The 26,996-nt window shown below is 45.5% G+C and carries 10 protein-coding genes; 6 read left to right on the top strand and 4 right to left on the bottom strand.

The features are described from left to right. Positions 1-114 precede the first annotated feature (114 nt). The 4 genes from C1S74_RS24875 (at position 115) to C1S74_RS24860 (ending at position 16,617) form a co-directional block, all read left to right on the top strand. Positions 115-11,190: a DUF11 domain-containing protein gene (locus tag C1S74_RS24875; RefSeq protein ID WP_045398934.1), complete on the top strand. Its 11,076-nt coding sequence runs from the start codon at positions 115-117 to the stop codon at positions 11,188-11,190. A 69-nt stretch (positions 11,191-11,259) separates the two neighbouring features. Continuing rightward, positions 11,260-14,775, top strand: coding sequence for a hypothetical protein (locus C1S74_RS24870; RefSeq protein ID WP_045398627.1), 3,516 nt, complete (start codon positions 11,260-11,262; stop codon positions 14,773-14,775). Between the two features lie 9 nt (positions 14,776-14,784). After that, a complete protein-coding gene (locus tag C1S74_RS24865) occupies positions 14,785-15,690 on the top strand; it encodes an OmpA family protein (protein WP_045398626.1) in 906 nt (301 codons plus the stop codon). Between the two features lie 78 nt (positions 15,691-15,768). Next, on the top strand, positions 15,769-16,617 hold the full coding sequence (locus C1S74_RS24860) for a mechanosensitive ion channel family protein (RefSeq protein WP_045398625.1): 849 nt from the start codon (positions 15,769-15,771) through the stop codon (positions 16,615-16,617). Between the two features lie 84 nt (positions 16,618-16,701). Here C1S74_RS24860 and fhuB read toward each other — a convergent pair whose 3' ends face one another. From fhuB to C1S74_RS24840, 4 genes are read right to left on the bottom strand one after another with little or no spacing between them, the layout of a single operon-like run. Beyond that, the gene (fhuB, locus tag C1S74_RS24855; RefSeq protein ID WP_045398624.1) at positions 16,702-18,669 is read right to left on the bottom strand and encodes a Fe(3+)-hydroxamate ABC transporter permease FhuB; all 1,968 of its coding nucleotides are present in this window, start codon (positions 18,667-18,669) and stop codon (positions 16,702-16,704) included. Beyond that, on the bottom strand, positions 18,666-19,589 hold the full coding sequence (locus C1S74_RS24850; protein ID WP_082039036.1) for an iron-siderophore ABC transporter substrate-binding protein: 924 nt from the start codon (positions 19,587-19,589) through the stop codon (positions 18,666-18,668). Before C1S74_RS24850 ends, fhuB begins: the two co-directional genes overlap by 4 nt. Before the next feature lie 14 nt (positions 19,590-19,603). Next, positions 19,604-20,389, bottom strand: a complete 786-nt coding sequence (locus C1S74_RS24845; protein ID WP_045398623.1) for an ABC transporter ATP-binding protein — start codon at positions 20,387-20,389, stop codon at positions 19,604-19,606. A gap of 55 nt (positions 20,390-20,444) precedes the next feature. Further along, the gene (locus C1S74_RS24840; RefSeq protein ID WP_045398622.1) at positions 20,445-22,535 is read right to left on the bottom strand and encodes a TonB-dependent siderophore receptor; all 2,091 of its coding nucleotides are present in this window, start codon (positions 22,533-22,535) and stop codon (positions 20,445-20,447) included. A gap of 146 nt (positions 22,536-22,681) precedes the next feature. Here C1S74_RS24840 and C1S74_RS24835 point away from each other — a divergent pair, with 146 nt between their 5' ends. Beyond that, entirely contained in the window at positions 22,682-24,505 is a 1,824-nt protein-coding gene (locus C1S74_RS24835) for an ABC transporter ATP-binding protein (protein ID WP_045398621.1), read from the top strand. A gap of 316 nt (positions 24,506-24,821) precedes the next feature. Then, entirely contained in the window at positions 24,822-26,864 is a 2,043-nt protein-coding gene (locus C1S74_RS24830) for an EAL domain-containing protein (RefSeq protein ID WP_045398619.1), read from the top strand. The last annotated feature ends 132 nt before the right edge of the window (positions 26,865-26,996 follow it).

Raw genomic sequence — 26,996 nt, 5'->3', positions numbered from 1 at the left:
ACCTTGGACGCGACTTATGAAAATGGAGAGGTGATTACTTACTCCATTGAGGTTCGGAACACGACGATCAGTACGATCAGTGATGTCACTGTGACGAATGCGATTTGGGATGTGATGTCTGGCTCGAATAAGGCATTCAGTAGTATCAATATTACTGATACTCATACCTTAGGAACGAATGCAGGAACTTATTCTTCGAGCAATAGCAACCTTAACGTTACAGGTGCGAATTTATTACCACTAGGACGCATTACTTATCAAATCGAAGCAACGGTTGCTGATGATGCCGCTGAAAACATTGTTCTTGGCAACACTGAGGTAAAAGGAACGGTTTCCGGCACAGAAACCACCTTTACGAACTCGACTACCATTACTTTTACGCCAGCCGAATACGATTACATTCTTGAAGCTTCTGTTAGTCCGTCAGAATACAACGTTGGCGGCACACTGACTTACTCTTTAAAGGCAACCAACAACGGTAGCTATGCGGTTAAAGGATTAGACATTGAGCAAAACTTTGCGTCTCTAACTGGGCAAAAGATCGATGGCTCGACTGGTGATGCATTTAGCAACGTTAGCATTAGTGCTGTCGCATCATCGGGTAGTAAGGCTGGTACCTTTGCGACAACGGGCGATTTATCTGTGGTAGATGCAGAGATTTCTGTTGGTGGTTACATTACTTACACCGTTGAAGCTACGGTTGCAACAGATTTAGTGTCCGATATTGATACCCAAGCAAGCTCAACGACTCGTGCAGGAACGGTCGACAGTAACGCGTTATCTACTCCTCCTGCTGACCCTGACGTTGAACTTGAACATACGCTGAACTCGACATCGCCGTATCTCATTAATGGTGAAGTTAATTTTGAATTGAAGGTGAGCAACAACGGTGGTGCGATTGCTCATAATTACCATGTAAAACAGAACATTAAAGATTTAGTTAGCCGCAATGGGTTAGCTAACGATTTATCTCCTTCTTACAACAACACCGATGTCGATGGGAACCCTTTCAGCACTTGGGATATCACGGTTTCAAGTATCGGCAGTAACTCACTTTCCGACTACCAAGGCAGTTCAAAAACGGATGTTGATTTTGACGATACAGTTTCGATCTATCCAAGAGAGTCGATCACCTATCAAATTAAAGCGACTTTAACCCCAATCACGATTGGCACTTTGCAAGGCTTTACTGCCTCAGTAACTGATGAATCTGGTTCACTAGTCGAAAGTGCCAGCATTTCAGACACGGTTGACGCTGAAAAAGTGCTGAGCGTGACGGACTCTGATATCTCTATCTCAAAGACCACGTCGGCCTCTGAGTATGTGCCAGGCGGTGAAATCGAGTACGAAATTACCGTTACGAATGGATCTTCAAAGTACTTCGCAAACAACCTGTTAGTACAAGACAATCTAACTTGTGTCATGACAGAACAAGCTGGTGGAGCTGGTGAAGGTCAAGCATTCGAAGAATGGAAAGTAGAAGTCATTTCTGGTGAAGATTCGATTGGTTCGGATCCGGGCTCCTTCGGTTATGGCTCTTGGTCATCTAGCCCAATCTCCCTTACGCCAGACATTGCTCCTGGTAAAACCATTAAGTACAAACTGACAGCAAAAACCAATGATACAAGCACAGGTTTGATCCTTGATGACGATCCGAGTTGCTCTAACGATAACGTCACAGAAGAAGGATCTGGTGTACAAACACCGGACGACAACTTACGAGCGAGTAAAGATGTAGACAGCCGTTTTTACTCTTCAGGTCAAACACTGACTTACACCATTACAGTGACCAACGACGGTGATGGCTTTGCAAACCAAGTGCAGGTTCTAGATGACCTTAACTCAGTAAAAACAACGGATATTAACGGCAAAGAAATCAATGCTTATTCGGATTGGACGATAACCGCAGAAGCATTCAAAGACGATGGAACACCAGCAACGGCATCAAATACTGGTATTACCGGAGAAGTAAAGTATCCTGACAATTTAAATGTTATTGCGACCCTTCAACCTCACTCTTATATCGAGTACACCATTGTTGCGGATACGAATCCTCTCGCAAATGGCCATATCTCGAATGAAGTGACTGTCGATGGATCGGTATATGCAGATCGAGGTTCAGACCCTCGTGATTTTGCGATTGAGCTTAATAAGCGAGTAAAAACTAACACAGATTCTGGTTTCCATGATGAACAGACGGCTTACTCTAAGCTCGATACTGAAGTCACTTATCAAATCAGTTTAAAAAATGCGAAGGAAAACGGCTACGCAACAAATGTTGCTGTGAAGGACACTTTATCGTCTATTTCCGCGAGCATACTGGAGCCCGACACGACATCCAAGCAAGTCTTCACGTCTTGGACAATAAGTGCAGAAATTATTTCGGATGACCCTCAATTAGATGGCAATCCCGCTTATACCGACGTGGGTACCTTTGCGTCGAATACGGATCTAGATACAACGGCACAAATCCCACCCAACGTTGAAGTTGTTTACACCATCGTGGCACAAATCGATCGTTCAAATGAAAGTGAGATTATTTACTCTCGATTTGACAATACTGTAGAAATTAAAACCCCAGACTCAACGGTGCAATCTTCAGCTTCCGATACGGTTATTGTTTACCCTCATGACCCGAAGGTTATTGTGGCTAAAACGACACCGGATGACGAGTTTATTCCAGGTCAGTGGGTAAACTTTAAAGTTACTATTGTTAATACGGGGGCTGGCTATGCCAATGAAGTGCGTGTTACCGATGATATTATTGGTTTGAATGCTTTCTCAGAATGGGAAATTACCTCTACCACGGATTCCAATGATACACCTTTTAAAACAGGTAGTTATGCAGGGTCTAAGTCGAATTACCCTGATAATGGCAATATCAATACGCGCATCGATATCGACCCTAAAGTGAATGGCGTAGAAGGTTATGTTGTCTATAACATTCGCGGAAAGGTAAAAGACGATTACGTTGAAGATGAGATCTCGAATACGGCGGAAATCTATGATCCATCGACGAACCTGAATCAATCCTCTTCTGCGGAAATCGGTGGCACTTCAAGTGAAAAGTTGAATGTTTCGATTCTGAAAACCGCTGACAAAGTTCGTTTTGTTCCAGGTGATGATGTTACCTATGAAATTCGGGTATTGAACAATGGTGCAAACATAGAAACAGGTTTAAAAGTTGTTGATTTGCTTACTGATATTCGAGCTGTTTTAGCGAACGACAAAGACAACCAATATGAAAACTACCCAGATCAGCCCCCATTCAAGTATTGGCAGTTTGATTACGATGATGGGGCCGGCTTCCAATCTCAAACCAAGGACGACTTTATTTATCCTCCGGGTGATGCGTCAAATACAATGACACTTGCTCCGGGAGAGTTGCGAACTTTCAAGATCAAAGCGCGAGTCGAAGACAATGTGGTTGGTTCTCAGGATTCAATGGGTAACTTGAACGACAAGATTGAAAACGATGCGTATGTCTATCGCGATTTTGGCTCTGTAACGGAAGAATCGCACCTTTCTCACCACGAAATGGAGCGTGCATACAATGGTGGAGATGTCGTACGAAAGCTGCTCGTTAATGGCGTAGAGTCACGTTTCTATTCACCGGGTGACACTCTTACCTATCAAGTTACGGTTTCTTCACAAACAGGTTATGTCAACGACCATGGTGTTAATGAGAATATTACTGGGGTAGCAACTCAGTTGCTTGATGGTTCGTTAGCAACACCATTCGACGCTGGTTTTACCGTGGATGTTTCTAAAGATGACGCGAATGGTGGCGATGGAACGACTGACGGTACATTAGATGGCACGGTTGAAGATAATAAAGATATCCTAACAACGATCGATGTTGCCGGTGGTGACTCTGTAACGTTCGAAGTAGAAGGTGTGGTGCGTGAAGATGCGACAGGCACTATCACAATTGGCGGTATTACCGTTATCCCAAATAGCTACCACCTTTCGTTTAGCAAAACTGTTGACCAATCGAGCTATGAGCCGGGTCAACCGCTGGTTTATCGGCTAACTATCGAAAACGATGGTAACGGTAACGCGTATAACATTCCTGTTATCGATAGGCTTTCTACGATTGATGTTGAACTTGTTGATGGCACAACGGATCAAGCGTTTGATGCTGGTTGGACTGTTGTTCCAAGTATTGTGAGTGGCAGTTCTGAGGCCATTTTTGATCTAGACGGTACAATCGCAGATAACGCTGATATTGATACCCATGCTTCGATTCCTGCAGGTACCAAGATTGAATACAAGGTTACTGCGAAAGTTAATGACAATGCAGTTGGCAACATTCTTAACTTATTGACGGTTGATGGCGACACGGTCAGTGCGGAGACTAAAGCGTCTGCCGAGAAGTACGATTTCTCTAAACACGTCGTCAAACTTTATGATCAAGATGGTTCTACCGAATTGACTGGTGGCTACACGCCAGGCGGTTATATCGAATATGAAATTTCGTTGAAGAACTTAAATAATGTTCACATCAATCAGATGCCAATCAAAGATGAAATCAGCAGTATTCAAACGGATTACTTTGTTGGTGGTAAAGGTCGAGCGTTTGATTCTTGGACTATTGTAAGTAGTGTTGACACTAGTGGCATCAGCAATGCGGGCTCTGTTAGTAACAACAGGGATATTGATACTAAATTCGACTTAGCAGCAAGCGGATTCGCGACTGGTGGAACCTTCGTAACGTATACGATAAAAGCAAAGATCAGTGAGCAAGCAGTCGGTCAAATCCTTAACGTAGCAGTTGTTGATAATAGTCATAACTTACCATCAGAACCTGTGGACATGTTGCCTGCGAATATCTCAAAGACGCACAAAGCTTACACAGACACAACATTGGCTACGCACAAAACGACTTACAACCATACCACTGATGGTGAGAAAATCGTTTACCACTTACGAGTTGAAAATAACGGTAAAGGCTTGGAATACAACAAGTCTCTACAAGAGCTGTTCTCTAAAGTAAAAGTTCGAGTCGCGCAAAATGCGGCTGGAGAGTCAGATTCACAGACTCTGCCTGCTTTTGATCAATATGGGTGGACGGTCACCGTAACGACATCAGGTGAAGCGACGACGCTTATTGATGGCTATACCGGTGGTCCGAGTTCTGACATCGATATATCAACACTCTCGATTGCTCCGGGCGGTTGGATTGACTTTGTGATGGAGTCACAGATTCGTCAGGATGCTCTTGATCAGATTGTTGTGAAGCCAAAATACAATGGTAGCAACTTTAGCTCAGCGAAAGTAACACCAGAAGACAGCAATCTGTCGGTGAGCAAAGAAATTGTCTCTATCGACGGTAAATCCTATGTCTCGGGTGACACTTACAAACCTGAAGATGAAGTCATCTACAAATTTACGGTCACCAATACGGAACCAGTATGGCGTGACCAAACGGTTATCCAAGATATCGTGTCTAATGTTCGTGTTGAAGTGATCGGTGGTACGACGAAATCTGCATTTTCAGAGACGAATATCTCTCATGTCTTTACCTCGACAGGTACGACGGGAACACAAGATACCTACATTGAATCTTACGATGCCACCGACGATTTAGACCTTTTGGTAGACATTGCGCCAGAGGAAGTCATTGAGTTTTCGGTGAAAGGTAAGATCCGCCCTGATGCCCTGGGTGATATCGATGGCAATACAGGTAAAGCAGGCAATCAAAGCGACACTACCGATGTGATTCCGCCTGTAGTTCCTGTCCTTTCGTTTAGTAAACAGGTCTTCAATACGACATCGGATACTAATATTTGTACTTTCCCTTCTGATGATGGGGTTGGGTGTCACTATAACCCTAGTGGTCAAGTACAGTATCGTATTACTGTGAAAAACGAAGGTGAGAGTATTGCCAATGACGTTGCGATTATCGATAAGTTAAATGAAATCTATACGGAAGCGGTAACTCCCACATTAGCGTTTTCTGACTATAGCTCTGCTATCGTGTCTGCCCCAGACGCTTCACGTTTCTCAATCGCTGGTCAATACGAGGGAAATGTTCCTCTTGATGCGACATTTGACTTAATGCCCGGCGATGAAGTCGTTTTCGAATTAAATGGTACGGTTGCTTTTGATGCACTTGACGACATCGCCAACGTTGCATCGATCAATGGTGTTAATACTAATGAGGTCAGACTTGAGCAGGGTGATTCAGACATAATTGCTCAAAAATCTACAAGCACCCCAACGTACAAGCCGGGTTCAACGGTTAAGTATGAAATCTTGATCCGAAACGAAACAACGAGTAACCAAATAGTCGCCGTTGAAGATTTAATTGGTAGTTACACAGTTGAAACTGCAGACGGTACGCAACAACCTGCATTGGATTCTTGGACTATAAACGCAGAAATCCTCAGTGATGGTAATGGTGCAACAAACATTGATGAGTTAGACGCGCTGGAAGGTACCTCAAGCCCTACAATAAGCAATAACATTGAACTGGGCGCTAAAACTGGTGATGTGTACTCTTTAGTTCAAATTCAGATTGAAGGTGTAGTTCGCAATGATGCGGTAGGTAAATTTACTAACAACGTAAGTGTAGATACGAAAACATACAACTTACGTGAAAAGTTCATCTATCCACAACCTGGTGAGTTAGAGGTATCCAAAGTCACGACAAGTCCGGCGGCTATTTACCACCCTGGTGATACCATCGGTTATGACATAGAAGTGAAAAACATCGGCGATGGTTATGCAACCGATGTATTGATTTCAGACCTGTGGAAAACGATTCGTGCTGAAAAAGCAGGCGCATCACTGCCTGTGCGTGCGTTTGATTCTTGGTCTAGTGCTCAAGTTGTGAGTGTTGAAGGTACTGACCCTGATTTAAGTAAGCCGATTTCTGGTTCCGAGGTTACGGGTGATAGCGGTTATCAAATTCGTTATAACATCCACCCAGATCATACCGTGAAGCTTCACGTGGAAGGTGTCGTAAAAGATGACCTTGTTGGCGATATTACTAACGTGGTTGAAGTGAGCGACTCAAGTGGTATTCAGTCTGCAAACGCAACTTATGTGGCTGCGACCGCTGACCTGACTGTTGAAAAAACGGTAGATAAGAGCCAATACGAATCAGGCGATACACTGACTTACACCATCAAAATCGAAAACACGACGGCGAACTGGGCAAGCGATGTTGCGATCAAAGATTTGGTGAACGACATTATCGCGACCAGTATTACTGGTACCAATGTGAAAGCATTTGAAACTGGTACCATCTTCTTTAATGCTTCTTCGCAAACGGGTGAAACCAAGCTCCCATCGTCAACCGGTGAGTTTTTGGATGGCAATTTAGATATTGGTCCAAATGATATTGTGACAATTACTGTCGAAGCTGAACTTGATCCAGAAGTGGTGGGCGAGGTTATTAACCAAGTCGAAGTGACTTATAACGGCACAACGAAGACCGCAGAAGCGACCAGTACCGCTAAGATTCCAGATTTGACCTTTACCAAAGAGCCGATGGTTGAGTTTTACAGTCCTAACCAAGCGGCAGGTTACATATTAAAGATCGTTAATGAAGGGAATAGTTACGCGAACGACATCAATTTAAAAGATGAAATTGGTACACTAACAGTCACGACTATTGATGGTTCTACCAATCAGGCATTCCTGCAATGGGCCGTTCAATATGTCAAGGGCAGTTCGCTGACCACTGTAGATGCGAACTCATTGGTTGTGGATAAGGACATTGATTACAACATTGACCTTGCACCGAATGACACCATCACCCTCTACGTTATTGGTTTAGTCAACGCTGAAGCGACGGGCGACATCGTTAACCAAGCGATATTGAACCACAACAGTAAAGACGTGACGGCAACAGCGACGTTGAAGCCACGTCCCGGTGATATCGTACTGGAGAAAACCACCGATGAGCGTTATTACCAGCCGGGCGAGTTCTCGACCTTCCGTGTCAAAGTAACTAACAATGGTTCGGGCTTCGCCGCTGATGTCAAAGTTGAAGACATCATTTCTTCTCTCGAAGTCGAAACCTCTGGCGGTGCGATGGAGCCTGCGTTTAATGACTGGACGATTGTGACGACGAAAGGGGACCCTCGAACTAACATCGACACTACTCCAGGGCCAAATGGTGATATCTCTACAAACCTCGATATCGCCCCAGGGGATACGGTTGAGTTTGCGATTACTGGCACAGTAAACAGCAGTGCGGTTGCAAACATTGTTAATACCGCAACCGTCGAGTTTGGTGGCGCAACTTCAGATGCCACGGCAACGTTAGAAACCTTGCCGGAAGAAGTGTGGATAGAAAAAACGGCTGAATCACCAATCTACATTCCGGGCGAAGAAGCCGTATTCCATGTTCGTGTCTATAACGGTACCGATGGTTTTGATAACGATATTGAACTCGACGATATCTTGTCGGGCATTAAGGCGACCAACATCTACGGTGTAAATGAACGTGCGTTTGAGAGTTGGACGATTGAGACCACCAACAGTGACAGTCGAACTACCATCACACCGATGCCTGTCGATAACCAAGACATTCGCTCTGTTATTGATATTGCGCCACACGACATTGTTGAATTCACGATTACCGTGAAAACCAACCCGTTAGCTGCGAGTGAAATTACGAATACTGCTATCGCAGACTTGAATGGCACCATGCAACGGTCGAGCGCGACCATTCAACCACAGTCACAAGGCATCTCAATCGAGAAAACCGCAGATACGGAGTACTACGTACCAGGCACTGAAGCGACATTCCGCGTTAAGGTGAAGAACGAGGGTACTGTTTCAGCAACAGGCGTGGATGTAAAAGACATCATCAGCGATCTTAAAGTCGTGCGCTTGGATGGTACGACAGTGGAAGCCTTCGACTCTTGGCGTATCGACGTTAACAAGAGCAACCCAGAGACAGATATCACCAATATTCCAGCTGTGAATGCTGACATTGATTCGACGCTGACGATTGCTGCTAATGATGAAGTGGAATTCGTGATTACTGGTCTCGTGAATCAATACGCGACGGGTGAGATTAAAAACACAGCAAGCGCTACTTTCCGAGGTGACACTCAAGAGGCTGCAGCGACACTCTTAGCAATGCCAGAGTCGGTCAAGCTAGAGAAAACCGTGGATGACGAGTTCTATCGTCCGGGTGAAAACGTGACTTACCACGTGGTATTGAGCAATGAATCAGGTTCATTTACTGAAGAGATTGTGCTTAAAGACTTAGTGTCAGAGTTGAAAGTGAACACCATCAACGACACAGAAGCGACGGCGTTTACCTCTTGGAGTATGACCAGTTCTTACAGTGATGAACGCACTATCGTTTTACCTCAAATTCAAGGCGACAATATTGACGTTAATAGCCGCGTGATCCTTGCGCCAAACGATACGTTGGAAATTGAAATCACTGGTGTGGTGAATAGCGATGCGATGGGTGAAATTACCAACCACGCGTATGCCTACGACAAGTCAGAAAGTGATGTACTGGCGGATGACTTTGCAACCATCAAGCCACTGCCAATCATCCTATCCGTGACTAAGGTGGCGGATAAAGCGGAATACACCAACGACGACGATGAAATTACCTTCACGATGACCGCGACGAACCGAGGTTCTGCGGATGCGGAAAGCGTTAATCTGTTGGATGAGATCGACAAGCTGATTGGTAACAACGGTAATGCGCTGTTCACAACATGGAAGGCGACGATCACTGAACTTAAGTCGGGTGTTGTAGTTTCCGTCGATTCTGACAGCAATGTGGATTCCAACCACACCATGAAAGCGTACCAAGGCAATGAGTATGAAATCGTGGTGACGGGTGAAATTAACCAAGGCATCGATGACAACTTCACTAACGTCTTCACCGCAGCTGCATCAACGGGTGAAACGGCTTCGGCTAACGTTACCATCAAGGTCAAGAAGCAAGCTTATAACGAAGGCATGCTTACGGTAACCAAGGTGGCGAGTAAGTCTGAAGCAAGCGTAGGTGAAGTTGTAGAATACGAAGTGACGATCACCAACGAAAACGACAACCCATTTACGGGCGTTCGTTTGGTGGACCGTTATCCAGGTGGTTTTGCTTATATCCCAGATTCGACTGAGATGGTGAACAGCGGTCCTGACGGCGTATTCGATACCTCAGATGATGTTCAGATTACTGTCGAGCCAACGAAGACCAACCAATTGTTTTTTGAAGTAGGTGATATGAACATCTACGGCAAAGGTGATTCGAAAACTGCAGATGCAATTCGTATTCGTTACTTAATGCGCGTTAGCGTGGGCGCAACATTCGGCGTCTACACCAACACGGCATGGGCTGAAGCACCGCCAGCAGAAAGCTTCTCTGCACAAAACACGACGACCAATTATGTTGTGAAATCGAACCTAGCGAGTGCAACAGTAGAAGTGATGCCAGACAAAGTCTTCGATACCGCTTCCATCATCGGTAAGGTTTTCGAAGACCACAATGGTGATGGCTTCCAAGCAGATGCAACAGCAGATGATATCTACATTGATGTCGACCTGGCCGAAGGTGACTACATTCCGAATTCTACTTTCATCACTCAAGATGGCGTGGAGACTCAGTTGAAAGACGAGAAGGTGAAGCGGAAAGGTCAAGAGGTGGTGATGTCGAGTGTTGATAAAGGCTACGAAGTGGATGAATTGTATGGTTTATCTCGTAACCGCACGCTTGAACACAGCAACAAAGTGGCATTCCAATTCAAAACTCGAACTCGCCAAGGCTTCCCTTTCAAGGTGACCACGGATAACGGCACGCACATCGAGTTCGACAAGCAAGGTAATGCGATAACCAAGCACAAAGGAGATAAGAAAAAAGGTCTGTCCGCAGAGAATCTCGATGTAGTAAGAAACCTCTACCGTGATGGGGATGCGTACCTGTGGGAAATCATCGTAGAGAACAAAGGGCTTTATGAAGATGGTATTCCAGGCGTTCGATTGTTGACCGTCGAAGGCATCATCATCGAGACAGACCAATATGGTCGATACCACGTTCCAGATCAGTGGGTGTTGAATAAGAAAGGTAAGCAGTTCTTGGTCAAAGTGGACACAGACTCGCTACCAACCGGCATGAAGGTCATCAGTGAGAACCCGAAAGTACGCCGAATCACACCGAACAAACTGACGAAATTTAACTTCAGCATCAAAAGCAGTGGGGATGATTAACCGTTAGCAGCACAGATGCAGGCTGGGTACGCCCAGCTAACCACTCAAGCGGTTAAGCAGGATTTATTTATGATTAGATTTAGACCATCAAAACTGACAATGTGTATCGCGGCTGGATTGCCGATACTTTCGTTCGCGAAAGATACCAGCCAATTGGAGAAACTTGACAGCGACTCACTGGGTATTGAAGTTAAAGCGCACGAACAAACCGATAACTCGCGTATCTATTTAGAACAAGGTGCGATATGGGCAAGTCGTGACATCATGCGTTTTGACCCGGTGCTTGATTTAAGTATCAGCAGTGATGTGGAAGTGAAAGATGGTAAGCCATTGCAAGAGATGAGCTTCGCTATTACCACCAACTTCAGTTACTACGTGGATCACTACCAATTAGAAGTGTTTCGTGGAGGTGACCGTGGTTTGGTTCATCCTCTAGCTGTGGTTGAAGGCCAACAGTTTGCGAACGATTTCAATATTGTTTGGGATGGCACCACCGAGCAAGACTACCAGTTTGAATCCAATACACAGCTTTTGTTCCGTTTAAAAGCGTTCGATAAAGATGGCAACATGGATGTAACCACCGTGGGTGTGATTGATCTTGTTGAACCTGATTCAGAAGTTGATATTGATAAGAACGACGGTGAAGAGGAGCAAAGCCGTAAGTTAGGTAAAGCACAACTGATGCGTCACAATATACCGACCTCTGCGGGCTTAGCGAGGTTCATTGGTACTGGTCTGAAAGGTGTTGATAAGGTCATTATTGGTGAAGACGAGTTCGACGTAGAAGAGGGTGAACTGTACGCTGAGCAATATCTACCCGCAGACGCCTACTTGTTCCCAACTCGTGTAGTGTTTGATAACGGTGAAGAGCGCCGCTACCAGCTTTATGTACGAATTCCTGATGAATACTGGGTGCAAGCTGGTCTTGCCGATTTCTACATTGGAAAGAATAAAGTTACCGGCAACTCGGCTGCACTTGCTGTGGATGACCAATATCAAGATGACATCTACAATCAAGGCCGCTTAGCGTATTTCGGTCAAGGTAAGTTTGGCGACAAACTCCGAGTGACCACCCACTTTGATACCAAAGAAAGCGACGTGCGAGACATGTTTAAGCACCCGTTTGCCTCTGACTCATCAAGCGTATTCGACATTCTGGAAGACGACGATGAAATGTATTACGGCAACTACGGCGACAGCTCGAACATCTACAAAGTGGTGAACACCAAAGGTAAGGTTTACCTCAACGTTGAGTACGATAAATCCAACGTCTTGTGGGGGAACTACAACACCGGCATTACTGGCACCGACAATAACGATTACAACCGAAGCTTATATGGCTTTAAAGGCGATTACCGTACTCGCTCAACCACCAAGTTTGGTGAAGATCGTCTAAACATTGTTGGCTTCGTTGCTGAGTCTGATTCACTCTTCGCTCACGATGAATTTCTAGGTACTGGCGGTTCGTTGTACTTCTTGCGTCATGGTGAAGTCGTACCGGGCAGTGACAAAGTAATGGTGAAAGTTGTCGACCCAGACAGCAGCATTACTGTGCAAGAAATGCCGCTGCAATCGGGGCGTGATTATGAAATCGACCCGTATCAAGGCCGCATTATTCTGACCAGACCGCTGAACAACATCATTTCGGATAACTTCGGCACTGTCATCAACGACCAACCAGCATCTGGCTATGACAACTACCTTTCAGTGGACTACGAATACGTTCCTCAAGGCAGTGACGCGCTTGACGCAATGACTGCGGGTGGTCGTGTGAAAGGTTGGGTTAATGACTACATTGGTGTGGGTGCTAACTACCAAACCGAAGAAAAAGACAACCAAGACTACGAAGCGTACGGTACGGACTTAACTTTGCGTGCATCAGAAGGTACGTATTTGAAAGCCGAATTCGGACACAGTAAAGGCCGTCAAACCGATTCCAACTACGTTTCTTTCGATGGCGGTTTAACTTTTACCCCAATTGGCAGTATCGCAGAAGACCGCGAAGGTGATATCTACCAAGTGAAAGGGATGATGAACCTCTACGACTTAGCGCCAAATGTCTTTTCAGCAGTCGGTAACGACGTGAAAGCGTGGTATAAATCCAAAGATGCAGGCTACAGTTTTGCAAGCCAAGATGACGACTTAGAACAAGAGTCTTACGGTACCGAAATTCGTTTCCAAGCCACAGACCGAGTCGCAGTGAAGACGCGTTTTACCTCTATTGAAGAGCGAGAGTTAGATGGCGACTTGAGAACAGATACCCAACAAGCGGAATTGGAAGCTCAAGTTAAAGTCACCAAGCACATCAAGATTTCAGCAGCGGGTAAACAAGTTGAAGAGTTGAACAACGAGGATGAAAAAGGCAAAGGCACCTTAGCTGGTTTACGTGCTGACTACATCTGGGACAGCGATAACAACGTGTACATCAAGGGTCAGAAAACCGTAGGCCAAACTGACGAATACGACGAGAACGATAGCGTAACGCTAGGTGGTGAAACACGCATTCTCGAAGACTTTGTGGTTGGCGCGGAATACACAACAGGTGATCGCGGTGACGCTGCAGAAGCAAGTGTGACGTATGACGTAACCGAAGACTACAGCACTTACTTGACCTACGTAGACGACACTTACGAAGGCAAAAACAACGTGATTGTCGGTCAACGAGCGGACCTGACTTCAACTGTCGACTTCTATCAAGAAAACCAATTTGTTGATGAGAACAACGGTAAAGGCCGTATCGACTCATTCGGCTTCGGCTACGACATGAATGACGACATCGACATGGGCATCGGCTATCAGAAAGGTGAAATCGAAGACGATCAGAAGATTACGACCGAACGCCAAGCAGTAAGTGTGAGTACTTCGATTGACTTAGATGATGTGGTATTCAAAAACAAAGTCGAATACCGTGTCGACAAAACCGATGATGCGACCGACCCAGACAAGAAACGCGTCGATCAATGGGTAACCACTAACCGTTATACGCACCACCTAACGGAAGAGTACACTCTATTTGGCAAGTTCAACTATTCGCTTTCCGAAAGTAAATCAAGTGACAAAGTGTTAGCGCGCTTTATTGAGTCGACAGCAGGTTTGGCGTATCGCCCAATCTACAATGACCGTTTGAACTTACTATCACGTTACACCTATTTAGTGGATTTCGACCAACTCAATCGCGATGTGGACTATAAAGACGAAGAAAGCCACATCATCGAAGTAGAAGGCATTTACTCACTTGACGCGAACTGGGATTTAGGCGCGAAATACGCGTTCAAGAATAAGAGTGAAATCTTCACTCGCCAGTCTGGTGAAGATATCCCAGTGGATAGCAAAATCTCACTTTACGGCTTGAGTGCGTCTTACCGCGTCATGAAAGATTGGGACGTGACAGGCGAGTATCACTGGAAGACAGACAGCACATACGACGAGCTAGAGCAGGGCGCATTGGTTTCAGTTAACAAGCACTTGAGCGACAACTTCAAAGTCGGCGTGGGTTACAACTTTTCAGGTTTTGATGGCAACCTAGCGAATGATGACGATTATGACGCATCAGGCGTATTCATTAACCTAGTTGGTAAGTTATAAGAGGGTCACATGAAAGCGACGATTCGTTTGTTAAGCGGCATGATCGCAGGGGCAATATTGGCAGGATGTTCGGCTGACGCATATGTGAGCCAAGAGAACCGAGAAAAATTTGCTGACGTGAATGTCTCCAAGTTTCTAATCAGTGAATGTTTAGCACCGCAACGAGAAATCCATATCGCGGTTGCTGAGCACTTCGACTTCGATAAATCCATCATTCGTGAAGCTGATGCGGTAAGCCTAGACGCGTTCATCCGTGATATTCAGGGCTTGAGCGGACGTATTACGATTGTTGGTCATACCGATTTTAAAGGCTCTGACGAATACAACGAGAAGCTGTCTATGCGCCGCGCTGAATCGGTAGAAGCGTATCTACAGCAACAACTCGACCCTGAGCAATACGATTGGGAAGTGAAACACTTTGGTGAGTCGCAACCATTGGCGTTGGGTAAATCTGATCAAGCGCGAGCAGAAAACCGTCGTGCTTACGTGATGTTTGAAGAGGCGAAGAAATACGAAGAAATGCCTTTCTGTGAGCCGCCAAAACCAGAGCGTAAGATCTACATGGCGATGACACCGCACTTTGATTTCGATAAGTCGGAATTAAAACCGGAAGACCTTTCACAATTAGATGATTTCATCGCAAAACTGCAAGGCTTAGAGGGTAGCATTATGGTCGCTGGTCATACTGACCAAGTCGGTGCTCGCTCTTATAATGAAGCACTGGCAGAACGTCGTGCTCAGACTGTGGTGGAATACTTGAAGACGAAACTTGACCCATCGCAGTTTGTTTGGGAAGTAAAAGCCTTTGGTGAACTTCAACCTGTGATCAACGAAGACTCTCCAGAAGCCAATGCTTTAAACCGCCGTGCGTTTATCGTATTTAAAGAGAGCGAACTGGGACAACCGACTGAATAATTTGGTAAGGTTGTCCTCTCGCAGCTAGTTATCTAGCATGAAAGGTCAACCTATCCAAACCAAACAGGGAGTCGGGTAATGGAGAAAGTGCAGTTAGTCGTCGATTTTCTTCTCACTCACAAAATTGTATTTACCGCATTAATCCTGCTGTTCATCATTCTTCTGCGTCGTTTGATTCTGTCTCGAATCCGCGGTGACGATGCCTTTATTACAGAAGAACAACGCAACTGGATGTCGAGAACCAAAAACGGCACGTTTGCTATCACCTTGCTGGTTCTGTTTATCTTATGGCAGTCGGAAATCAGTGAGTTTGCACTCAGTGTCACAGCGATTGCAGTGGCAATTGTGGTGGCTTCTAAAGAGATCATCCTTTGTTTCACCGGCTCTATCCAACGTGCCAGTTCGCGTTCGTTCCGTATTGGCGATTGGATTGAAGTAGGTAAGTTATGTGGTGAAGTGATCGAACACAACATGATGGCAACGGTGATCCAAGAGATCGACCTGCATCATGGTCAATACCATTACACGGGCAAAACGGCTACGTTGCCTAACAGCATGTTTTTCACCTACCCAGTGAAGAACCTCAACTTTATGAAGCGCTACGTTTATCACAACTTCTCCGTGGTGGTGAAAGACTTCGTCAACCTATTCCCAATTCTGCCACTACTGACGGATAAAATAGACGAACATTGTAGTTACTTCGCTGATGTCGCGCACCGCTACAATGCGATGATCGAGAAACATGCAGGCGTTGATCTACCAGGCGCAGAACCGCACATCCATATTTCGAGTAACATCAACGGTGAGCAAATCGTGCACATCATGATCTTCTGTCCAACGGATAAAGCAAACCACTTAGAGCACCTAATTCGTAAAGACTTTATGGAGCTTTATGAGCAACGATTTCCAATGAATACTGAACATTAAGTATTAGGTATTACGAATACAAAAGAACCCCGCTAACATGAGCGGGGTTCTTTTTATCTCGGTTTCTAAGTCGGTCTCAATGGACTAATTGAACTTGCTTTTGAGCATCAAGAACAGGAAGTAAGTACTACCAATAATAGCGACTAGGGTGCCAGCTGCGATTTGACTTGGATAGATGGCGATTTGACCCACCCAATCTGCCCAGATCATCAAGGTAGCACCAACTAAGCTGCCCACCACCAACTGCTCTTTAATGCGTCGAGCGCCAAGCATCATTGCCATGTGTGGGGCAACTAAACCGACAAATGAAATCGGACCGACGGTAGCGGTTGAGAAAGCACACAATAAGGCGACAACCGTCAGCATGATGGTGTTAGCGCTTGAGGGATTTAGCCCACGTGCATTAGAAAACGCTCGCCCAATGGAAATCAAGGTTAGCCAGCGTGACATCGCAAAGACACCAACAAGAAGCAAGAGCACAGCCAGTAACAAGAATAGCGCCGTGGTTCCCGTCACTCGGTAGGTAGAGCCCGTCAGCCAAAGTAGGATTTCATAGCTATCGCCAGAACCTTGTGCCAAAGCAAACTGCACCAGAGCTTCGAGTAGCGCTGTTAACGCAATACCCGACAGAACAAAGTTCGATGGATTGAAGTGACTACGCTTACCGATCACCAGTAACAACATCAATACAATCATGCTGCCCAAGAAGGCAATACCCCAATTGAACGCAGCAAGAACAGAACCCACCATCACTCCGGTAATGATAATGGCGAAAGTCGCGCCAGAAGACACGCCAAGAATATCTGGGCTCGCCAATGGGTTATAGACAATACGCTGCAATATGATGCCTGCGATTGAAAGAGCAATACCGACAGACAAGGCGGTGACCATACGAGGCCAACGAAGCTGCCATTGGAATTCACCCGGCACAGCGAATTGAATGCCATTTGCGCCGTGAGTAATAAACGCATAAGCAAAGACACCAATGACCGCCATAGCAACAAAACCCCAAACCGCGAGTTTAGAAAGGTGAGTTTTACCCTGACTCATTGATAGGTTGAGTTGGTCTGTGGCAGTTAGCTTTTTGCGCGTGAACCAAATTAATGCAGGTGCACCAATGGCTGCGGCAGCTACGCCACTAGGAATGGTTTCTTCTAACCAGAGACTCAAGAAGATCGCAGCGGAGTCGGTGATTAAGAGCAAAACCGCGCCTAATAACAAACTGCTGATCAACTCATCTCGTGGCGTTCTTGCCCCCATCGCTCGGGCAATGTTTGGGGTGAGTAAGCCGATAAAGCTGATGATGCCGACTGCGGTAATTGAGGCAGAAACTAGCCAAATACCCAGCAGCATTAAACCACCAAATGCAGGCATCACAGACAGCCCACGAGCGGTTGCACCCTCTTGCCCCAACTTGAGTACGGTAAGAATTCTTGGCGCAACGGCAATGATGATCACAGCGACAGCGGTACGAGGAAGCAGCCATTCAAACCATTCCCAACTGTATTGGGTTAGGTTGCCAGCGCCCCACATGAAGATGTTTTGAGCAAATTGTGCGTTCAAGATGATGATGGCAGTCGCGACAGATCCAAGCAGGATGTTAATCACCATACCAGAAACCACCAGAGGCAAGCCCGTCATATTACGCACGCCTGCTATAGAGACAATCAGACCAAACGCCACCAGAGCACCGACCATTGCCGCTAGAGCAGAGTAATCCGCCACCCAATCGACAAACCAAATATTGACGATAACCAATACCAACCATGCACCGGATGACGTTCCTAGAGTGAGAGGGGACGTCAGGTTGTTTTGAGTCAATTGTTGCATCAAGCTACCCGTTAGACCAAGCATCGCACCCACAAGGAGTGTGATACAGAGGCGAGGTAATTGCGCTTGTACAAAGAAAACGTCGCTAAATTCACTGGCAACATCTGGATCCAGAGCGAGTTGCCACTGCGCACTGAAAGGCAAGTCTGTATCGATTTGAAGGCTCAATACACTGAGCAGAACAATCAGCGCAAGATAACCTAAGTAATGCTGTATTCTCATTGTTTTGGTGCCAACTCAATTAAACTGTCGGTGATCGCTTTTGCCATGTATTGCAAAGACATTGCACCACCGTATGCCCACACGGCGCGAACCGAATTGACACGATCTTTTTTCACAAACGGCATCGCTTGCCAAAGTGGTGACTGCTTTAATTTGCTCTCTTCTGGAAACGGGAGGACATAAAGCACATAGCTATCGTCTAAGTGCTGTAAGCGATTGATGCGGCCTTGTTTTACGCCCCAAGCTCTCGGTGGCACTGGAATTGGGTTGTCTAAGCCAAGTTGTTTTGCAACGTAATTCGTGGTGGAGTTTTCTGTCGCAAGGAACACGGTGTTTGGTGTCGAGAAACGCATCACTAACACACTGAGTGGATCAGAATAATGCTGCGCGATTCGCTCTCGCATTTGAGCAAAAGATGCATCGAGCTCTGCGAGTTCCTTCTCTGCTAAATCTTGTTTATTAAACAGCTTACCTAATGTACGGAAGTGTTTAATTGCCGTTTCAGCAGCGGCTTCGTTTTGCGCAAAGTTCGGCAAATAAATCACAGGCGCGATTTGCTTGAGCAAAGGAATCAAGTCTTGCTGAGGAGAAGCGGCGAGAATCACATCAGGGTCCAAGCTGGCGATTTTCTCCAAGTTGGGTTCAGAGCGCGTGCCAACATCCTCTATCGATTCAGGCGCAACAGGGTTAACGACCCATGTTCGGTAGGCTGGTAGGTTTGGCGCAGCAATTGGCACGACGTCAAGTGCCAGAACTTGCTCAAGAATATCCCAGTTTAATGCAACCACGCGTTTTGGTGCTTGCTCAAATGTATGAGAGCCATACTGATCTTCGATGGTAATTTCAGCATGGGCGCTGGTGGTTGCGAACATGGCAAACAAGCTCGCAATAAACCAATGCTGTACTCTTTTCCAACCCATCGTTTTTTGTCGCATCATGCGCACACCACCGCGACTTTTTGACTCGCGAGTGTTTCTGCTGGCGTAGGGTGATCAATCAATTTGATTGGTGACTCGTAGAGTGCAGATAAACGCGCTTCATCCAAAAGAATTTCAGCGTTCCCTTCAAAGGCTATTTCGCCTTTCTTCAGTGCCACGATATGCGTTGCATAGCGCAGTGCGAGGTTTAGATCGTGCAAGATGACGATGATGCCTACGTTCTCGGTTCGGTTTAACTCAGACAGTAGTGCCATTAATTGAAATTGGTGGTGCACATCTAGAGCGGAGGTCGGTTCATCAAGAATAAGAATCGGAGATTGCTGAGCGAGTAGCATCGATACCCAAGCGCGTTGACGCTCACCACCAGAAAGATCATCCGCCAGTGCTTTTGCAAAGGGTGATACGCCCGTGCGCGCCATTGCATCAGCAATGATCTGTTTATCTTCTGAGTTCCAGCGACCTAATGCTCCGCGCCAAGGAAACCGCCCTAGTCGAACTAACTCTTCCACGGTCAAACCCGCAGATGAAGGCAGTTTTTGTGGAAGGTAGGCGATCTGTTTAGCGAGCGCTTTGGTTTTAAAACTCGAGAGTGAGTGGCTATTTAACTCAACACTGCCATGGTCTGGTGCCATCTGACCAGAAAGCAGGTTTACCAATGTTGATTTACCCGAACCGTTGTGACCTAAAACGACGGTCAGCTTGTTAGTTGGGATAGTAAGATTGTCGATGCCGAGGATTTGACGTCTGCCGCGAACAACCTGAATGTTAGATAGTTGAAACATGGAAGGATCTTCAAAGAGAAAACTCCCCTCAAGTGAGGGGAGTGGGTTTGTTTAATTACCAGCTGTAGTTTGCATTTAGCATTACAGTGCGTGACTGACCGTAGTAGCACCAGTAGTCACAACCTGATACGTATTCTTCATCAAGAATGTTGTTTACGTTCAACTGAGCTTGCCATTGTGAGGTGATGTCGTAAGTAACCGATGCATCCCATAGTGTGACAGAAGGAACGGTTAGGTCTGAGCTCTTAGGGTTGTCTTTCGATTCACCCACGTAGCGAACGCCAGTACCAATATTTAGACCAGGAATCAGCTCGTAGGCGCTGTAGTCTAACCATGCAGAGGCTTGGTGCTCTGGAATAAGCGCTGCTTGCTGTTTACCCTGACCAAAGGTTTCGTCTGTTTCAGCTTTAGTGTATGTGTAGCTTGCCATCAGTTTTAGATCATCAGTCAGCTGCGCTGCACCTTCGATTTCAACACCTGTTGATGTTACTTCACCAGTTTGTGTTGCAATCCAAGTAGATGGGTTCGTCACCAGAGCATTCTTCTGTGTGATGTCGAACCAAGCAACGTTTACGTAGCCATCCATAAAGCTTGGCTCGTACTTCACACCCACTTCAACTTGCTCACCCTCAAGTGGTTTGTATAGTTCGTTGGTGGCTGCATCAATCGTGCTGATGACTTCAAACGATTGAGAGTAGTTTGCGTATGGAGACAGACCATTATCCGCGAGGTACATGACACCAGCGCTTAGAGAAAGCTGACCATCGTCGCGAGATTCGCTTTGGTCAACAGAAGGGCCTTTGCCTGTGTTTTCTGTTTTTACCCAGTCGTAACGAGCGCCAACGTTACCAATCCACTGCTCGTGCAGTTTTAGTTGGTATTGTGAGTACACACTTGCTTGAGACTTAGAGATTTCACGCTTGATGTTGTTGGCAGGATCAAGTGGTGTGAAGTTGCCGTATTCTGGATTCCACGGGTTGATCGTACCGAACGCAAAGTTGTCTTGCTCATCACCATCTGTTTTGTGGTATTGCAGATCCATACCAACCAATACAGTATGTTCAGCGTTATCAGTCATCCAGTTACCAACAGCATTGTTGTCGAATGTAATGCTTTGGTTCTTACCGTCACGGAAAACGATACCTTGAGCTAGTTCTTCAACTGATGGATCGTTGTTAGAGAATGCGTAAGAGCTTCGTAGGTACAGTTCGTTAGAGCCGTAGTTTAGGTTTTGCGAGAACGTCCACGTGTCATTGATGTCGTGTTCAAGCAAGTAACCTAGAGAGAATTGAGTACGCTCGTACTTGTCGTAATCGGGTTGGCCAAGGTTTGTTGATGGATCAATTTTACCGAAGTCAGAACCGATTAGCGTGCCAGCCGCAGGGAAGAATGGGTTGGTTGGAACACCATTGTCATGAAGGTAGGTTGCCAACACCGTTAGCATCGTGCGGTCATTGATGTCGATCTCAACGCTTGGTGCGATGTAGAAACGTTCGTTGTGCGTGCCATCAAGCTCGCCATCTTCGCTCTTCATTAGACCCACTAGGCGGTAACGAACGGTGCCTTCTTCATTTGCTTCATCAGCGATATCAAAACCAACGGCTTGGTGGTTGTTGTTACCCACTTCAACTTTGACTTCCCCTTGAGGAGAAAAGGTCGGTTTCTTTTGCACTGCGTTCACAACACCACCTGGTGCAGATTCACCATAAAGGACCGCCGCTGGCCCTTTTACTACTTCAACACTTTCAAGGCCATATGGTTCCACTAACCAGGTGTAGTAACCATCACGAAATAGGCGGTTCCCATCTAGGTAAGTTGCAGCATCAAAACCACGAACCTTGAACCAGTCAGTATCGTTGTCTGCTCCGTATGGTTGAGCAGTCACCCCTGATGTGTAACGTAGCGCTTCATCCAGTTTTTTGGGCGCGCGGGCGCGAAGCTCATCTTCAGAGATGATAGAAACTGAACGTGGTGTTTCTTTCGTTGGTGTATCTACTTTTAAGGCTTGAGCGGTAACCGTGAGCGTTTCCATCACGGTTGCGTCTTCTTCAGCATGAGCAGATAAGGCAACCACTGCGGCGGTTGGAGCTACGGCGTAGACGAGGCTTTTTCGAATCGCAGCAGCAAGCAAATTTGTTTTTGTCATGTATCTATTTCCGACAGTTATATTTGGTTCTAATCTTAATAGTAATAATTATCATTATGGATTTTATTTTCGTTATTTTACTGACTTTTTTGTCAAAAGATAGTACAACGTGCGGGAATTTATTCGACAGAATCGAAGTGCTTGTTATGTTTAATTGGTTTGAAAAACTAACCCAACCTTTTCCAAAAATTGAGACCGAAAAACCGCCAAAAACCTTGTTTGGTTTCTGCCGTTTTTATACTAAAGGGTTCGAAGTTCCATTAGCAGTGATGGCCGTATTGAGCGCATTAATTGCTATTACAGAAGTCACCTTATTACGCTATATGGGTGAATTAGTTGATATTTTATCGAATCAGGAGCGCGCTACCTTCTGGCAAGATCAAGGCGATCGCATGTTGATGATGCTGTTTCTGGTTGTGGTGGTCATGCCGTTACTTGGTTTGATTCACTCAATGATCATGCACCAGACATTACTAGGTAACTATCCGATGTCGATTCGTTGGCTAATCCATCGTTACTTACTCAAGCAAGCTGTAGGATTTTTCCAACGAGATTTTGCTGGACGTGTCGCGACTAAGGTTATGCAGAGTGCACTTGCTGTGCGCGAAACTGTGATGAAGCTGGTGGATGTACTAGTCTATATTTCGGTGTACTTCCTCTCCATGATTTGGATGATGGGTGAGTCCGATGTGTTGTTGATGTTACCTATTGTTACTTGGTTGTCCATTTATGTCGTTATCCAACTTTACTTTATTCCTAAAATGAAGAAAGTAGCAACCGATCAAGCTGATGCGCGTTCTGTGATGACTGGCCGTATTGTCGATTCCTACACTAATATATCTACCGTTAAATTGTTTGCCCACTCTCAACGTGAACTGGAGTATGCGGAAAGCAGCATGAAGCAATTCTTGGCTACTGTGTATCGCCAAATGCGTATGGTGACGTGCTTACTATTGAGTGTTGATGCACTTAATTATCTGTTGTTGATTTCCATCAGTGTGTTGTCAGTATTTCTTTGGTTGGATGCGGCGGTCACGATTGGTGGCATTGCAGTCGGTATCAGTATCGCTTTGCGTGTACAAGGGATGTCGAAATGGATCATGTGGGAAGTCAGTGCGTTGTTTGAAAACATTGGTACGGTTGTCGATGGCATAAATACCATTTCAAACGATGTTGAAGTGAAAGACGTACCGAACGCGAAGCCATTGCAAATCCAACGTGGCGAAATCCGCTTTGAGAAAGTGGGTTTCAATTACAATGACGAAAAAGCCGTATTTGAGCAGATGGATTTAAACATCAAGCCGGGTGAAAAAGTTGGTATTGTTGGTCGTTCGGGCGCAGGTAAATCAACTTTAGTGAATTTGTTGCTGCGTTTCTTCGATGTGAATTGCGGCACCATTCGCATTGATGGTCAAGACATCTCACAAGTTGAGCAAGAATCTCTTCGCCAACACATCGGTATGATTACTCAGGATACGTCGTTGTTGCATCGTTCTATTAAAGAAAACATCTTGTATGGCGATCCAGATGCATCGATAGGAGCGGTCATTGAAGCGGCACAAAAAGCCCATGCTCATGAGTTCATTAGTGAATTGAAAGATGAGCAAGGAAATGTTGGCTACGATGTAGAAGTAGGAGAGCGAGGCGTTAAGCTTTCTGGTGGTCAGCGTCAACGTGTGGCAATTGCCCGCGTGCTATTGAAGAATGCACCAATCCTTATCATGGACGAAGCAACCTCAGCGCTGGATTCTGAAGTAGAATCGGCCATTCAAGAGAATTTAGAAGTGTTGATGGAAGGGAAAACCGTGATTGCGATTGCCCACCGACTATCCACGATCGCTGCGATGGATCGATTGATTGTAATGGATCAAGGTCAGATTATCGAACAAGGTTCTCATCAAGAACTGCTAGAACTCGGTGGTGTGTACTCGCAGTTATGGAAACATCAAACCGGTGACTTTCTCTCTTAATTAACGTGAAATCGAAAATGTTTGATTGCCACTGATAGTGAACAAAACACAATACGATGAATTTAAGGGGATCTTAGGTTCCCCCTTTTTTATATGCGCCGCTTGGTGTTGCTTATCGAAACGACAAATAATCTTAATGGATCGAAGGGCATATAATCGCTAAATTACGCCCGCAACGTATCTTTCGCTTGTTGATTACTTCAAAACATATAAAAACGCTTATTAAGACTACTTAGATGGTCTCTGCCTTTGGCTGCGGTTGCACTCACGACTGTTTGGATGACAGTTGAATCTCCTTTTTACTATAAGATGCTCCATGCAAACTGGCTTGAACCTCACTTTTTCACCGTTCCAACGTCTATCGATGCTGACAGGGCAATGGCGTGCTGGCTCTAAATCCTACTTAACGGATTTGGCCTCCATAGCACTCTTGTTGTTACCCCTGACTTTATCGAATGCACTTGCCGTTTTTTTCGGACATGCATTCCGTCTATCTGGATGGGTAGAGTTGTCTCAGATGTTATTTCATCTGTCAGATATCCTCATCAATTTGTACCCAAGCGCATTTTGTGTGGTGGCGGGTTATTACCTTTCACATAAAACAAATGTGTCGAGTGCCGTCTTCATCATTTATTCGTTGATCATGTTCTACTTGATCTCGATAGAAAACGGCAGTTTGTCTATGACTTACATGTTGCCAAACAACCCGCTCTTGGCGTTGTTTAGTGCGATGATGACGTACGTCTATTGCAATATTTTTAAGATACGCTTATTAGAGCCACAAGCGTTGGATTTCTCGTCACGATTACTCAAGCACGTATTGCACTTCTTTTTATTCGTATTGATTGCGTTGGCGGTGTCTCAATTGACCGCTATCATCATGGCCCTGTTTGGTGGGATGATTCGTAGCTTAGGCGTTGACCCTCTCACGTTAGAAGGCGGGATTATTTACCAAACTGTGTTGGGACTTCTGGGTTCAATCGGTATCAATGGCCATAATCTTCTGTTTGCGATTAAACAACAAATCTACGCCGCAACAGAAGCGAATGTTTTAGCGTGGCAAGCGGGCGAAGCTTCCCTTAATGTGATAAGCCAAGGTTTTTACGACGCGTTTATGTCGATGGGTGGCTCAGGTAACAGCATCAGTTTATTGCTGTGCGTATTGATGTTTGCCCGAGAACGTAACCACCAGATGCTAGCGTTGGCGGCGACTCCGTTGGTGATCTTCAATATCAATGAAGTTCTGCTGTTTGGTTTGCCAATCATTTTTAACCCATTGTTGATTGTGCCTTTTGTGTTGGTGCCGTTGCTGAGCTTTATCATCACTTACGGATCCATTGCGTCTGGGTTTGTTCCTCCGGTGGAAAACATCGTTAACTGGATGACCCCGCCTTTGTTCAGTGGTTACGTTGCGATGGGTAACCAAATTGAAGGCTCGTTATTGCAACTGTTCATCATCGTACTTGGCATATTTATCTATCGTCCGTTTTATTTGGCTTACGCGGGCAAGTATTCGGCGCAATTTCGAGCGAATACGGCTTACACAGGTATCGAGAGCTCGTTGTTCAAAACCTTACTCAATAATGTTCGCGATTCGAATAACTCAAGTATCAGCAAGTCGACAGCGCAAAAGCGGCTTACCTCTATTTTAAGGGAAGGGGAGTTAGTGATGTTTTATCAAAAGCTCCAATCGACGAGCAATGTCAACACGTTTTCTTATGAGGCGTTGCTTAGGTATGTCGACAAAGAAGGTAAGCTGCACCCACCTACTTTCGTAAGTGATTTCCAATTGCTCAACTCAATGCCTTTGCTGGATAAGTTGGTGATCGAGAAAGTGTTGGCAGACATGCAACAAATGACGTTATCAAAGGACCGTCGAATTGCGATCAACATTGCAGTCGCGACCATTGAGGAAGAAGAATTTGTTCCGCATTTACTTGCACGTCTTACTCACTATGGGATTTCGCCAGAATGGTTGGAGATAGAAATCACCGAAGAGGCGATTTTGAGTAATAAAGTGTTCCTGATTAAAACCATGGAAGCATTACAAGCTAGAGGCATTCGAATTGCAATGGATGACTTTGGTACTGGCTATGCGTCGTTCCCACATTTACTAAAGTACCCGTTTGATAAGATTAAACTGGACCGTTCTTTACTGTTGGATGCCAATGATCAAAAAGGCAAAGACTTATATGAAGTGGTGGCGAAACTGGGTCATATTACCCATTGTGAAGTAGTAGCTGAAGGCGTGGAAACACAACAAGAATATGATTTTGTTAAGGCGTGTGGGGTAGATAAAGTACAAGGTTACTTCTTTACCCGACCGCTTCCTCTCTCGGATATTTTACGTGAACAATAATCTCTCTGGCTTTTATCGTCACAATTAAAAAGTTGAGTGGAAAGAGAGGCTTGTTGGCGCTAATGTGCGCCTCCTTGCTTAATTAGCAGGCAAAGTAACAAACCACGTTGACCTAAGAAACAACGGGTTTTA

This window comes from Vibrio hyugaensis (genome assembly GCF_002906655.1).
GTDB classification, from domain to species: Bacteria; Pseudomonadota; Gammaproteobacteria; order Enterobacterales; family Vibrionaceae; genus Vibrio; species Vibrio hyugaensis.
This window is presented reverse-complemented; position numbering and strand designations above follow the sequence as displayed.